General features: G+C 37.5%; 10 protein-coding genes. 4 read left to right on the top strand and 6 right to left on the bottom strand.

Annotation, left to right across the window (positions count from 1 at the left end; all coding sequences use genetic code 11):
- Positions 1-37 precede the first annotated feature (37 nt).
- The gene (locus AAH582_RS08420; RefSeq protein ID WP_343321811.1) at positions 38-3175 is read right to left on the bottom strand and encodes a GH92 family glycosyl hydrolase; all 3138 of its coding nucleotides are present in this window, start codon (positions 3173-3175) and stop codon (positions 38-40) included.
- Between the two features lie 732 nt (positions 3176-3907).
- Here AAH582_RS08420 and AAH582_RS08415 point away from each other — a divergent pair.
- Positions 3908-4669 (top strand): response regulator transcription factor, encoded by a 762-nt coding sequence (locus tag AAH582_RS08415; RefSeq protein ID WP_343321810.1) that lies wholly within the window; start codon positions 3908-3910, stop codon positions 4667-4669.
- Here the strand turns inward: AAH582_RS08415 and AAH582_RS08410 are convergent.
- On the bottom strand, positions 4666-5376 hold the full coding sequence (locus tag AAH582_RS08410; protein WP_046675684.1) for a hypothetical protein: 711 nt from the start codon (positions 5374-5376) through the stop codon (positions 4666-4668). The genes AAH582_RS08415 and AAH582_RS08410 overlap by 4 nt on opposite strands.
- A 113-nt stretch (positions 5377-5489) precedes the next feature.
- Positions 5490-6239: a HesA/MoeB/ThiF family protein gene (locus AAH582_RS08405; protein WP_046675683.1), complete on the bottom strand. Its 750-nt coding sequence runs from the start codon at positions 6237-6239 to the stop codon at positions 5490-5492.
- A 577-nt stretch (positions 6240-6816) separates the two neighbouring features.
- On the opposite strand from AAH582_RS08405, the gene AAH582_RS08400 reads away from it, so the two are divergent.
- Positions 6817-7167: a DUF2200 domain-containing protein gene (locus AAH582_RS08400; RefSeq protein ID WP_046675681.1), complete on the top strand. Its 351-nt coding sequence runs from the start codon at positions 6817-6819 to the stop codon at positions 7165-7167.
- Positions 7168-7199: 32 nt separating this feature from the next.
- Here the strand turns inward: AAH582_RS08400 and AAH582_RS08395 are convergent, their stop codons facing one another.
- Together AAH582_RS08395 and AAH582_RS08390 are read right to left on the bottom strand one after the other, a co-directional pair.
- The gene (locus AAH582_RS08395) at positions 7200-8453 is read right to left on the bottom strand and encodes a PQQ-binding-like beta-propeller repeat protein (protein WP_343321809.1); all 1254 of its coding nucleotides are present in this window, start codon (positions 8451-8453) and stop codon (positions 7200-7202) included.
- Positions 8454-8547: 94 nt separating this feature from the next.
- The gene (locus AAH582_RS08390; protein ID WP_430459035.1) at positions 8548-9756 is read right to left on the bottom strand and encodes an exo-beta-N-acetylmuramidase NamZ family protein; all 1209 of its coding nucleotides are present in this window, start codon (positions 9754-9756) and stop codon (positions 8548-8550) included.
- Positions 9757-9989: 233 nt separating this feature from the next.
- Between AAH582_RS08390 and AAH582_RS08385 the strand changes: the two genes are divergently transcribed.
- Both AAH582_RS08385 and AAH582_RS08380 read left to right on the top strand, forming a co-directional pair.
- Positions 9990-10856, top strand: coding sequence for a helix-turn-helix domain-containing protein (locus AAH582_RS08385; RefSeq protein ID WP_197084130.1), 867 nt, complete (start codon positions 9990-9992; stop codon positions 10854-10856).
- Between the two features lie 176 nt (positions 10857-11032).
- Positions 11033-12553 carry an acyl-CoA dehydrogenase family protein gene (locus tag AAH582_RS08380; protein ID WP_046675678.1) on the top strand — a complete coding sequence of 507 codons (1521 nt, stop codon included), beginning with the start codon at positions 11033-11035 and terminating at the stop codon, positions 12551-12553.
- 106 nt (positions 12554-12659) lie between these two features.
- On the opposite strand, the gene AAH582_RS08375 is transcribed toward AAH582_RS08380, so the two are convergent.
- Positions 12660-14573, bottom strand: a complete 1914-nt coding sequence (locus AAH582_RS08375; RefSeq protein ID WP_343321807.1) for an AAA domain-containing protein — start codon at positions 14571-14573, stop codon at positions 12660-12662.
- Positions 14574-14588 lie beyond the last annotated feature (15 nt).

The following is a 14588-nucleotide window of genomic DNA, read 5'->3' as shown; positions in this document are numbered from 1 at the left end:
AATACAGTCTATTGTGATCTAGCAGTAAATATATTTTTTATTGATACAGTCCCCATTGCTTATTCGGGGTAGCGCCCATTTCTAAAACAAGCTCACCTCCTTTCAAAAGTTCCGAAGCATCAAAATAAAAGGTATTGAGCGGTTTTCCATTTAATGTTGCGCGTTGCACATACATATTTTTCTTATTTGCATTTTTCGCTTTGATAATAAATTGTTCACCTCTTCCATATTTACCATCCAATCTAATCTTAACTTCCTCAAAGAGTGGGCTTCCTATTTCATAAATTGGCTTGACCCTTGTTCCACCATCTATTTGAAATAAACCAATAGCATTCATGATATACCAAGCACTCATTTGCCCCTGGTCTTCATCGCCGAGATAAGCATTCGAAACCCCTTGGCCATAATAACGCTCACCTATGGAGCGGCTCCATTTTTGTGTCAACCAGGGCTTATTCAACCAATTAAAAATATAGGCAAAATGCATTGATTGCTGATTTCCCTGAACAACAGGATAATCCCAATATTGATCATTAGGACCATTGTAGCGCCATTTTTCACTTTCTGGAAATCCCCATTCCAATCGTTTTAAGAACACATCCTGTCCGATCATTTTTGCTAGCCCAGGAATATCCTGTGGCACAAAAAAGGTCAATTGCCATGCATTTCCTTCTACATAATGATGGTTAGCTCCCGATTTAAAAGGATCAAAATCTTTGTACCATTCACCTTTGGCATCTTTCATTCTTGCATATCCACTATTGACATCTATCGCATTCTTCCACCAGGTTCCCCGATCATTGAAATAATTATACTCTTTCTCCTTTCCTAACGATTTTGCAAACTGCCCAACTGTCCAATCGTCAAAACTATATTCCATTGAATTAGAAAACCGGCCCAAATCATAAGGAACGTACTTATATTTTAAATAGACATCCAAATCCCTATTACCGGCAAAACCACCTTCAAATTTCAATGGACTTGTTGTCTGCATCTTTTTAACAGCTTCAAATGCCTTTTCAGTATCATAGTCTCTAATCCCCATCTGATATGCTCCAACAATTAACGGTATTTCATGTTCTGCAACCATGACGGGAATATACTCCATCCCAGCCGGCCCTTTCGCAAGCCAGCCATTTGCGTCATACATCGCAAGTTGCGATCTAACCCATTTATTGGACCATTCCGGTGTCACCAGATTCCAAAATTGATTTAAATTCCAAAAGGTATTCCAGAAAGCATCACAGCCTAAAGCGAGATCTCCTTTATGGGCTAAAGTCCGTATCACTTCATCCGAAGACCTCCATTGACCATTCACATCACTAAATGTATTTCGGCTTGCCAAAGTGCGATACATATTGGAGTAGAATTTCTCTTTTTCAAAATAGTCTGAAGACTTTATCTCCAATCTACTTAAAAGTTCATCCCAAACTTTATGTTGATTTTCCACGACCCGATCAATGGACCATCCGAATGGCTCCGTCAGTTCCGTTTTTAAATTCTCCTCTGCATTGGCTAAGCTCACATAAGAAATCCCTGTGCGCAGTTGTACAGCCTTATCTTTGTGCACATCAAATTCCACGTACATTCCCGCAAATTGAGCGCTATCGGCAACCAAATCAGCCCGTTCAGTCAACCGATCATTATGCCATGTGCCGTAGTTTATGATAGGTTTGTCAAACTCCATAACAAAGTATACGACATAATCCTGTTTTGCATCCGTGGACCAAACGTTTTCAGATAATTGATTACTATATCCTACGACCTTATAGTCAGAAACCTTTTTTAGCGAGAGGTCTTTAATTTTATAATCATATTCTCCGTTAACCTTAAGATCAATCATAATACGTCCTGTGTCCGACTTATGGTAGGTATATTGTTGAAAACTGGAACGTGTACCAGCCGTCAATTTCACATCGATATCGTGATCAAGCAGATGAACAGCATAATATCCCAATGGTGCCTTTTCACTGGTTTTATCTATCGCTGATCGATATCCCGTGTTTGTGCTGTACTGATCGCCGACCTTGGTTTTCAATGGGCCTGCTGTCGGAAATGTTCCCAATCCAGCCATTGTCCATTCATGGATATGGCTGAAAGTACCAATAGATTCGATAGAAGGTTCATAACCTGCCTGCCACCCAATATTTTGGTTATCTGGACTTATCTTTACCATGCCAAAAGGCATCCATGGTCCTGGGGCTATCATCCATCTGGAATGTGCTGCGCCCATCATCGTGTTCACATAATCGGAAACTCCGCCTCGCTTTTTTGGGGAGCGCTTGATCGTTGATGACTGTATTAATTGCCCATTACTATAAATTTCATACTTACTCCATACGTCCTTAGTGACATAAGGCATTGGTATTTCAAGTTTAGCGGCACCTTTTTCAAGTGTTTTCTCATAAATTTTCTTTCCATCTAAAACTACTTTCAACTGCTCATTATCGTTCAATTTCAAGAGATCAACCAGCATATTTTGGACGGATTTTCCTCCGTTTAGGATCTCAAAATCAGCTTGCTGTACATTTCTAACAATTACAGAACGATCGGTTACTAACTTTATATCTGGTGGTCCAAGCAATTTGAAGGAATCAAATTCAACCCAACCTCCCTTTATGACAGTCATGGTAATCTGATTTCCTCCCTTTCTAATGAGATCTGCTGTTAAAGGAATGCTTATTGTAGAATTCCCGGACTTTGAGGCATTACCAATGGGTTCTCCCGCTCCTATTCCCGCTTTTACATCAAAATTATAGGGCTTACCATTAATAGAGATTTGTAACGTAGCGCTATTTTTAGGGTCACTATTTGCTAACTTGACCTGGAGTGTGCACTGATCATTTTTTACGCTATCGTTTAACACATAGTATAAATTCAAAAAATGTGTTCTCAGCCCAGAGGTTCCTCCAGTTCCCCCCCATTCATTGGCCGGACCGGGCAATACATAGGGTAAATCTCTTTTTAAAGATGATTGACCGATGATAAACGCATTGTCTTCATAACCAAAATCATGTTCCAAGAATTTCTTATACCCATTCGGTGACAAGGCAAATTCGCTGCTTGAACCGTCTGAATTCCCCAGTTGCCAAATTGTGTACTCCTGAGCAATAACAGACTGAGCACACATGAACAACAGCCCGGTGGCAAAAGAAAGTGAGAAACGTAGTTTCATAAGTATCAGATTTTATAATTTTTTTGCATTAGTTGCTTTCCCAATAAACTGCACGAAACAATTCACAAAACACATTACATTGTATATACATTTAAAACCTGCAAAAGCGTTTAAAAGCAAAACTTTAAATACAATATTACTACAAAAAAAACAAATAACAAATGAATAACAGCAAAATGTATATACATACAAAAAGAAAGAACCTAACTAAATTTAGTTGAGATAATCATAGAGACATGATAGATTTCAGTTCAAGGACGATAAAGTCAGCCCATATTCGACAAAAGAAAAAAACAATAGAGTTAAGGTAATAACATTTTAACGAAGAGGGTTACAGAAAATTAGCAGAAATTGTTATTATATTTGCGCCAAACATTGTCAAATATCTTAATTATATAAAAATTATTATTGGGAAATTGATTGTAATGAATTATATTTATATAATTTAATTGCTATATCGAGCAAAGATAAGTAGTAAAACTATTAAATTTATAATATTAGAAATTTTCTACACATTTGTGTAGAAATTTATGACACTACAAAATAAGGCAAAAGGTGCTAAAATTTAAAGGTTATTTTAAGCTGTCAGAGAAACTAAAGTTCTAAAAGATGCCATTAGGAGTATTTTATATATTTAATTGGGGTTGATACAATATTTTGCCTTACAAATTAGCATGAAAGTTATCCTAATTATATTGAGATACGAGGTAAATCCTATTTGTAATTTACATTATGAAAGTTGAAATTGAAGATTTTTTTAAGCCGGTACATGTTAAAGATAATTTTACAAAGGATGATTATGAGATTGTAGACGCCTACATTAATTTCGCTAAATCGTTAAGTAAATTAACTTATCAAAGTATCTATTTAATTGATTATTCGAAAAAGAGCTTTTTATTCGTATCTGATAATCCCATATTTTTATGTGGAAATTCGCCTCTTGAAGTTCAAAAAAAAGGATATCAACATTACTTCGACAATGTACCTGAAGGAGATTTGCATCTGTTAAAGAAGATAAACGATGTCGGATTCGAATTTTTTGAAAATCTCACACATGAAGACAAATTAACACATTCAATATCTTATGATTTTCATTTGAAGCAATCAAATGGGAAACCACTTCTGATAAATCATAAACTGAAGCCTATTCTCTTGGACAAGTCTTCAAACCCTTGGATAGCATTATGTGTAGTTTCTATTTCTTCACATGCCAATGCAGGGAATATTAAATTTAAATCTGACGATGCCGGGAAGCAATTCGAGTATGACTTAGCGACTGATCTTTGGGTAGAGTCCCCACATGTCAAATTAAAACCACGCGAGAAAGATATCTTGCTTTTTTCTGCCCAGGGATTCACAATGGAACAAATTGCTGATAAATTATACGTTTCAATTGACACGATTAAGTTTCACAAAAAGCAAATATTCTCGAAACTAAAAGTCAAGAGTATTACTGAAGCCACCGCACTTGCCATTGAACTGTCTTTATTCTAATTAGATAGCATATTTTCGCTACCATTATTATTCTGAAAGCCCATATCTTTTGCCTTGAGTGTGAAGCTGTCCGAATCGCTACTATTGGCTAAACAATATTGTGCAATCGTATTTTTTTGGATGAAAAAATCAAGCCATTCGGTTTTAATATATATAGGCAAGGTTTCAGAATACAAATAGATAATTGGACTTCCAAGCTCATATGAAGGTATCCCAAGTTTAAGCAAGGTATTGACCAGTTTTTTATCACATTCGGCAATAATTAAACCCTTGTCAAGAAAATAGGGTGGAAAGAATGCGTCAAATAACATTTTTTTCAATATACTGATCCGTTTCTCCTCAATCCTTTTCGAAATAATAAACCGGCCTATATGCCAATAGTGATTTACGTTTTGCGACAAAAGCTCTTCTTTCGTTACTGAAAACAATTTTTGAATAGGTAATACCGTTTCCCGATCCCAATAGGTAATACGTATTGATGCATGGATATTATGCATTTCTCGATCACGTAATACATAATAAATTGACGTGTCAAAAAAACTTAGGTCTTCGCCTAATAAATTTTTATAATGATACGTATATTCCTCATTAAGGGAATCGTCTAAATTATAATAATCAGCTGTAGTCCTTAAATAAAAGTGGATAAGCTCAAAAAGCTCGTCCTTTTTAAGTTTAGTGAAATAATAATTATCAGATGCCCAATTCATGTAGATGTATTCAAGAGCAATAAAAGTAAGGACTTTCCCTTTAAATTCTCGCAGCTATAGGATTACTACACAAAAGTGTAATAAAATATTACTTTTTTTACGTTATATTATATTTAGCTAATCATCGATAAATAGTATGAATCGGGAAAGAAGTTTACAGGTTTTGCTGTTGCCAAATTGAACACGATGTGACTTACCATTCCCGATAGCAGATATAAACCAACTGATAGCTGCGGCGGCGGAGACGTCAACGCTATTTTACCATATTCTACTAAAAATTCCTCAAACCATCTCGTTTCAATACCCTTTGTTTGTAGACTATCTACAATAAATTTACCAACATTTAATTCGAATGTCTGATAAGTCTTTTCCAATGATTGCAGATTAAGCCCCCCTGGGGGAAGAATAGTTAAAAATCCCGCCCAGCCCAAATTATAAGGATGCACTACAGGTATATTTTTTTGGGCCATATATTGGTCAAATACAAAGGGAATATCGGAAGAAAAATCCAATGCATTGATGGCAACCTTATGATTCAGATCAATATCATATAGATTATCCTTGCTAATAAACTCGGGAAATACCGTTATTTTAGCTTCTGGGTTAATTGCGTACAAGCGATCCTGCAAGGTAAGCACTTTCTTTGCACCAATATCCTTATTGGTATAATTTTGTCGGTTTAAGTTCGTTAATTCAATTATATCTCCATCAACAATTGTTAAATTTTCGAACCCCATGCGCAATAAGCACTCAGCGATATAACTACCTATCCCACACCCCCCTATCAACACCGGAAAGTCCTTGATTTGTTGTTGTTCCTCTTCTTTTATATATATGCTATTTCGAATATACCTCAAATCCATTTCTCCTATTTTATAATCGTAAAGATAGAATTATAGGTTATAAAATTAACATATAAACCTTCACATGATTTTAAAAAGTAACGAGAAGACCATCTTTGTATTGACTACCTAAGCCTATTTCCTCTGTTATTTTCCTTATTTTCAAATAAAAATCACCAAGAATGAAAAGTAAATTACTTAAGAAATAAAACACTACCACACTAACTTTACTTTTGGATTCGTTGCCCAATTGTAGTCCGTGCTCAAATCGTTGGATATAGCGTATTAGAACATCCTTGGTTAGCAATAACGGAGAAAAAAGGGTTCCTTGAAAAACGGATCATCGTCTGTTTAGAAAATGAAATAAATGGTGAAAACTCAGGTTTTCGAATAGGCAATGCAAAAGATATTCTTTTTAACCAAGAATCCGACAAAACATTCGCGCTAATTCTTTTTTATGGAGAATCAAATCGATTGATCACTTTTGACAAAACAACGGGAAGAATTATAAGGAACCCCCATCTACAGTATTAGCCAACCATCCTTTGTTTTTATTTTCATTCAAAATGAATACCTTTAATAAAATCAACGCATAAAAATGGATAATACAAGAATATATCGTATGTCATTTGCTGGGGTATACCCACTTTATATACAAAAGGCCGAAAGAAAAGGACGCACAAAAGAAGAGGTTGACGAAATCATTTTCTGGCTAACCGGCTACAGTCCAATATCACTACAGCAAGCGGTTGACAATAAAATTGACTTTGAACATTTCTTTAAAGAAGCACCAAGTTTAAACCCAAATGTTTCGAAGATCACAGGTGTAATCTGCGGCTATCGCATCGAGGATATTGAAGATCCGCTGGTTCAGAAGGTTCGCTATCTCGATAAATTAATTGATGAACTGGCCAAAGGTAAATCCATGGAAAAAATACTGAGAAAGTAAGCCCTGCTACGATTTGTAAAAGTGCGTACTTGCTATTCCAATGCATAGATGGCACCATCTGCGGAGCTAAAATAAAGCCGATTTTCATCAATCCATATTGTCGAAAAGATACTTCCCATCTGTAGGTAGTCTGCAAACAGCCGTGTAATATCATCCTTATATTTTTGTTGCAGATCGGCGCGGAGCACATTTTCATCATTTATAAACAATTGCCTTTTCTTTTTACTTGACTCCGTTTGAAAAAGAGGTACAACTTCTCCGTTTTTAATGTTCAACCGATAAATTACACCATCCATTGTCCCAAAAAAGGCCTCATTACCAACGATAGAGGCGCTACTAAATGTATTTAAAGGCACTTTAGGTTCAACTATTTTCACACCGTCCATTCTATTTAAAACAAGTATACTATAGGAATCCGACATGGTTACGACAAGCTTTTCGTCAAAAATGCTAGGAACACTTGTCCAGCTTCCCGGTTGATGATATACCCAAAAACCACTTCCATTCGTGGTATTAAGCGCATATACATTAAAGTCGCGAGCACCGAAATAGACTGTATTGTCGGCGACTACGGCATGAAACTGAATCTCGCCTTTTGGAAAATAACGTTCGCCAACTGTTTTAAACTTCCAATTTAGGGTACCATCTTTTTTCAAACAATAGAAAAAACCATCAAAACTACCAATGAAAACATGCTCTCGTGTCAACGTCGGGGCTGCGTGCACAATTCCTCCAGTCAGGAATTTCCAAACAAGTTTTCCAGATTTAGCATCTAAGGCATAAATATGGTGATCTCCAGATCCAAAATAGACGACGCCATCTGCAACTGCCGGAGATGAGAGAAAATAGTCCCATACATCATAGCTCTTTTCACCATTGGTTGAAAACTGCCATAATTTACGTCCTGTCTGGGCCTCCAAGGCATAAAAGTAGCCATCAGCGCTTAAAAAATACACTACTCCAGCATCAACAGCAACAGTTGACCGAATTTCACCAGCGGTTTTATACTTCCAAAGTATATTACCGCTAGTTTTATTCAATGCGTAAAGATTACTGTCGCAAGACCCGACAAAAGCGATGTCTTCCCAAATGATGGGCGAAGAAAACAGCCTTCCATTTGTTTTGAATTTCCATTTCAATGCGGGATTTAAACTGATGTTGGATTGTGCGATATAATTTTGACGATCTAGGCTCCTAGCCAGCTGCTGCGCCCGCAATTGATAAAAACCTACTATGGTAAAAAATAGGATAATAATCGGGCGCCAATCGTATTTTAATCCAAACATCACTACATTTAATTTAAGATTATGGGTTATTCCACTTCGTTATAAAATTAATGAGCTATCCACATTTCTCTATAAGAACCAGAGAGCCTTTTTATTAGGGATAGATTAGATATTTCTTCCTGATCTTTTTGTAGTTACTTAGGCCCGGCTCCCAACTTTTTCGGATTTCATCCTCCGCAACACCAGCTTCGACTTGCTTACGAAATAAACCTACACCTACAAGCTTTTCAATACTGCCAATTTGCTTGGAAAATGATTGATCAAAAAAATTCTCTTTCTCTGGGGAATTTCGATAAAGTGCTATCATCCACGACAGGTTTATTTTTTTACTAGCGACAAGCTGTTGGAGATCATACTTACGCAGGTCTATTCCATAGCATTCTTCATTCATAAACAGCGGTGATTCGCTCATTCCTTTTTTGCTGACAGGGACAAATGAAAAGTCATATACACCTTTATAAATCGGGCTACCAATTACAACAAAAGGATAATCGGTGCCTCTGCCATGATTTACTTTTACACCTTCAAAAAGGCAAGTACTTGGATATAAGAGTATGCTTTGTTCCGTATTTAGGTTGGGCGAAGGATTGACTGGCAGTCTATAAAGCATACTATGATCATAATCTGCGACAGGAATAATCTTCAATTTACATTTCTTTTGAGTTGCCATCCAGCCTTCTCCATTAATCATCAGAGCAAATTCAGCTGTGGTCATCCCATGTGCAATAGGAACAGGGAATTGTCCGATACCCGACTTATATTCCATTTCCAAAATAGGTCCATCAATAAGATAGGCATTGGGATTTGGGCGATCTAAAATAAAGAGTTCCTTATCATTTTCGGCGCAGGCTTCCATAATATCTCGAAGTGTGTTAATATTGGTATAAAATCTTACACCCATATCCTGCACATCATAAATAAACAGATCAATATCTTTTAAATCTTTCGCTGTCGGCTTTTTCTTAGTTCCATACAAAGACACAATAGGAATTTTAGTTGTGGGATCGACTTCATCTCCCACTTCAGTCCCATTACTTGCATTTCCACGAAATCCATGCTCGGGTCCAAATATTCTGACAATTTGCACACCTCGCGCAATTAGGCTATCAACAAGATGTTTCCCTTTAATAACCGTAGACGGATTGGCCAATATCGCAACGCGTTTATTCATTAAATAGGGAACATATCGCTCGGTCTGTTCGGCGCCGGTTTGTATACGATCATTACAATAATCCAACGCAATTTGTGCAGCTACATTTGTGAAAGGGAAAAGCGTCAACATTAAAATGAGCAATGGTTTCATATTCATTTGGTTTATACTATTAAAATATAGCCCCCGAGCAGCAAGCTATTTATCCGATTGCGAAAAACTAAACTAAGGATAAAGCTTTATTTTAGCAAATCATTTATTAAAATTGATAAACAAGTTTTATCCAGCTAACTTTGGAATATTATTGGGTAGCATGATTCACCCATGAAACAATAGATGACATTCAGAGACTGTGGCTTACTAAATTTTTACACTAATAATTGATCATGGAAAAGCAGGTAAATGCGGGTGAATTTGTAGATCGTTTTATGACAGGTAGTTTGGAGCATCTTCGCTACCAGCAATCGCCGATCAAAATATTTCAGCTAAGTGAAATCGCTCCTTACATTAAATTCCCTACTCCGCCGATTTTCTTGGGCTACAACCTCCTCGTCCATATAACAGAAGGTTATTTTAAACATCAGATCGGTGCCAAAGAATATGTCGTTCGGGCTCCGGCAATCCTTATCAGCAATTATGGTAATATCTCAACAATAAAGTCTGTCGATAAATCTGCGAAAGGGCATTGCGTTTTGATCAACGACAATGCAATGACTTCTATATTCAGGGAACAGGAGATTTTGAATATCTTTAATATCTCCCCCTTACTTAACTTAACTGCACAAGACAGCGGTGATCTCCAGGAACTTTTTAGATTACTTTATAATGAACTGCTTTCGGAATTACCTTATCGAGAACTCTTTGAAAATTTATTAAAATCGGCAATTTTAAAAATCATCAAACTTTCTTCCTCCAATCAGGCCCTCAATCGGAGGCAAGAAATTGCGATGATGTTCAAACAACTCGTGCACAAAAACTTCAAAAAGCAAAAAAACATTTCATTCTACGCCGACAAACTTGCAGTATCTACAAACTACCTTAATCGCTGTGTATTTTCAGTATTTAAAAAATCTTCCAAAGAACTCATCCTAGAAGTATTGATTATGCACAGTCAATTTCTGTTGTTTGAATCCACTAAAAGTATTGCAGACATCTGTTATGAATTGGATTTTTCTGATCCTTCTTACTTCTCACGGCTTTTCAAAAAAATAGTTGGCGTTTCTCCTACTTCTTATCGAAACAGAGCAACTTAGATTTTTAATATGCACGATTTGTCCTATCTTTTATACCAAAGTACACAAGAGAATCAAGTTCATTGCAGTTATTTTTGTGTAAGTCATTGAAGCAAAAGAGAATTTCAATTCGGTAGTACTCTATTATTCTCAATGTTCAATTTACATTGTTCCATCATTTAATTACATATTTAAAGATGCTTAAGGTTTCAGAACACAACAATATAACCCAAGATTTCGATTTGTATATTGCAGATTTTAAAACTAGGCTATCAAGCTTATTTAATAAAGAGTATGATTACAACTCGCTCAGTCTAACACGCGGGCTACCGCCTGAGTTTTTAGCAGAGATCATGAAAATGCAACCCTTGTCGGTTGCTATCCCCGAACATCACGGTGGTCGTGGTCTTCATGTAAAAGAATGTTTGGGCGTACTGGCAGCAGCTTCTTATGAATCACTATCTTTATCGCTAATCTTCGGGATTAATATTGCACTATTTTTGGAACCTTTTGCCAAATACGGCAACACCTTACTTCAAGAGAGGGTATTCCAGCAATTTTTGGAAAATCAGGCCATGGGGGGACTAATGATTACGGAACAGGCATACGGCAGTGACGCACTCAATATGCGAACATCTTACGAACAAAGGGACGATAAGTACTATATAAAAGGTGAAAAACATTGGCAAGGTCTTACTGGAGCTGCAGACTTTTGGCTCGTAACAGCGCGCAAGAAAAACGAAAATGGAGAACTGGTGCGGGATATAGATTTCTTTGTCACAGAGAACGCCGTCGAAGAACAAAAGATTGTTGTCACAAAGAAATACAATAGCCTTGGTCTCTATGCAATTCCTTATGGTGTCAACAACATTGATATCAATGTTCCCGCGGATCATAAACTAAATCCGGAAAGTACAGGAATTAAATTGATGTTAGATACCCTCCACCGCAGCAGATTGCAGTTCCCTGGAATGGGTATGGGTTTTATAAAACGGATGTTGGATGAGGCCATGACCCATTGTTCTGAACGCCGTGTAGCGGGTATTAGTTTAAATGAATTAGACGCTGTTAAATTTCAGTTGTCGCGCATACAGGCTGCATTTACATTGTGTTCTGCAATGTGTTCATACAGTGTCTCGATCAGCTCTATCCATAACGACCTTTCAGCCTATGGTGTGGATGCCAATAGTGTGAAAGCATTTGTGACAGACTTGATGCATGAAGCCGCGCAAATATGTGTGCAACTATCCGGTGCAAATGGCTACAGGTTAGACCATGTTGCAGGTCGTGGCCTCATAGACAGTAGACCCTTTCAAATCTTTGAGGGGTCAAATGAAATGCTTTATTCTCAGGTGGCTGAAGCGATCGGTAAACTTATGCGCAAAACCAAAGAAAGCAACTTATTGTCGTTCTTAAAAAAATATAGCTCAACTGAATTTGCAGCACCATTTTTCTCATCAATCTTGAATTTTGACTTTCCGCTACAGCCGAAGCAGCGCGAACTGCTTACACTTGGAAAGATAATCGCCCGCGTCATTTGTTTTCAGTATGTTTTACAAATTAACAATGCCGGGTTCAATGATAAGATGACTGAAATAACACGTCAACACGTGAGTATGGATATTTATATGTTGGTAGGTCAATTATCGAATAATAATAATGCCGAACCTCTTAAGAACTATGACGAGAACACGGATTGGATGAAGTTCACTTCTTAATACGGAGCGGTCAACAGGGGTAAATCGTTATTAGCAAAACGAACTAAAAGCAAGATGCCACTTCATATAAAGCAAGATGCCACTTCATATGAAGTGGCATCTTGCTTTATATCGCCGAAATATCCCATTCCCACACACTGTGATAGTGACCTATAGCTTCTGTATACGCTATAAATTCACGATAAAACGGATGTGAACCTATTGTAGCACTATCTCCAATAACAACCAATTTCTTCTTAGCCCTAGTCATTGCCACATTCATCCGGCGGACATCAGACAAAAAACCAATCTGCTGTTCGGCGTTACTTCTGGTCAAACTGATATAAATAACATCCTTCTCCTGTCCTTGAAAACTGTCTATTGTCTGTATTTTAATCAAGTCATTAAAAGGTCGCAGCTCGTCTCCCTCATCCAATACCTCCTTCAATAAAGTTGCCTGTTTCCGATACGGTGCAATCACCCCGATGCTCAGGCTATCATCAATGCTCAACGAAGCTTTCCAAGCCCCAATATGGTCGTTCAGATGAGCTTTAATAAAATGAGCTTCTCCTAGATTGAAGATTGCGCCGTCACTTTCTGTTTCTTCAAACCCCGCTCCCGCTGTATCGATAAATAAGACAGGCTCAGTATCTACTGCTAAGCTCCACTGTGCCACTGTACTATCTGCTCTCAACAAACCATTATACAAGGCTACGGACGGGTATTCCATAATTTGTTCATTCATGCGATACTGTACATCTAGCAAAGAAACTAATTGCGGATTATGGTTTACCAATTTTTCGAATAATGTATGGCTCAGGCCATGGTTAGCTACCTTACTCGATTTTACTGTTGGCGGTAATTGATTATGATCACCCGCCAAAATAAGCCGATTTGCCTTTAATATGGGGATCCAGCAAGCAGGCTCTAATGCTTGTGCGGCCTCATCAATAATGACTGTTTCATAGCTACGATTGCGGATAACCTCATGATTTGATCCAACCAAAGTTGCAGTAATTACCTGCGATTTGTCCAAAACATCTGCACTGATAAAATCTTGAATCTTATCAACATCTTTTCTGATTCGATGCGCTTCATCAAACAATGCTTTTCTTTGCTCCCGCTCAGCCTTCCCAAAATTACGTTTATATTTTTGAGCCATCTCTGTATACGTCCGCACTTGCTTTTGAAGTGTTTTAATATCCTTATTTGCGGGATGTCGATCAATCTTTGCATCAAGAGTCAATTCTTGAAGATGTTCCGAAACCTTAACGGGGTTCCCGATTCTTGTGACTGAAATTCCAGCAGCGTCTAAACGCTCGGTTAACAGATCAACTGCCGTATTACTAGGAGCAACAACCAATACTTGTTTGTTGTACTGTTTTAGCAATGCCTTCACGGCCTGAACCAATGTTGTTGTTTTCCCTGTACCCGGCGGCCCATGCAAAAGAGCCACGGTACTTGCTTCCAATATCTGCTGGATTGCTTTATTTTGCCCCATATTTAAGCTGGGATGCTCAAAGAATTCTCCAATAGAAGCAATCGGAATGACCTCTTCACCGATTAATCTTCTCACTAAACTACCCTGCTTTGCATCACGGCTCAATTCCTTTCCTTTCTCCAATGCATTGAACATCTCTCGATAGGAATACTCATCAAATAACAAATCAACACCAAGCTTCCCTCTTCTGCTCCATTCTGGAAGTTCATCTACACGAAAAGAAATTCGCATTCCATCCCTATTGATCGAAGATATGATGCCCTCTATTCGATCTTGGTCTGGATCGTGATTTGAGAACAAGCATACTGGCATACCAAAGCGAAACTTATGCTCGACCTCATAATGATTTGTTCGATTTAAGTTAACAGACAAATAATCTCCTCTTCCAAGCTCCGTATCTGTTATCTGAATCGGAAACCAGGTGACGCCTTGCATTCTTCGTTCATTCAAACTACTTTTCAACAACAAATTTTCATGTTGTAATTTATCAAATTGCTGCTCTTCATGTAATAAAGTAATAAGCTCGTCGAAATAATTCATAGTGGAATATACATA

It is taken from the genome of Sphingobacterium multivorum (genome assembly GCF_039511225.1).
Classification (GTDB): Bacteria; Bacteroidota; Bacteroidia; order Sphingobacteriales; family Sphingobacteriaceae; genus Sphingobacterium.
This window is presented reverse-complemented; position numbering and strand designations above follow the sequence as displayed.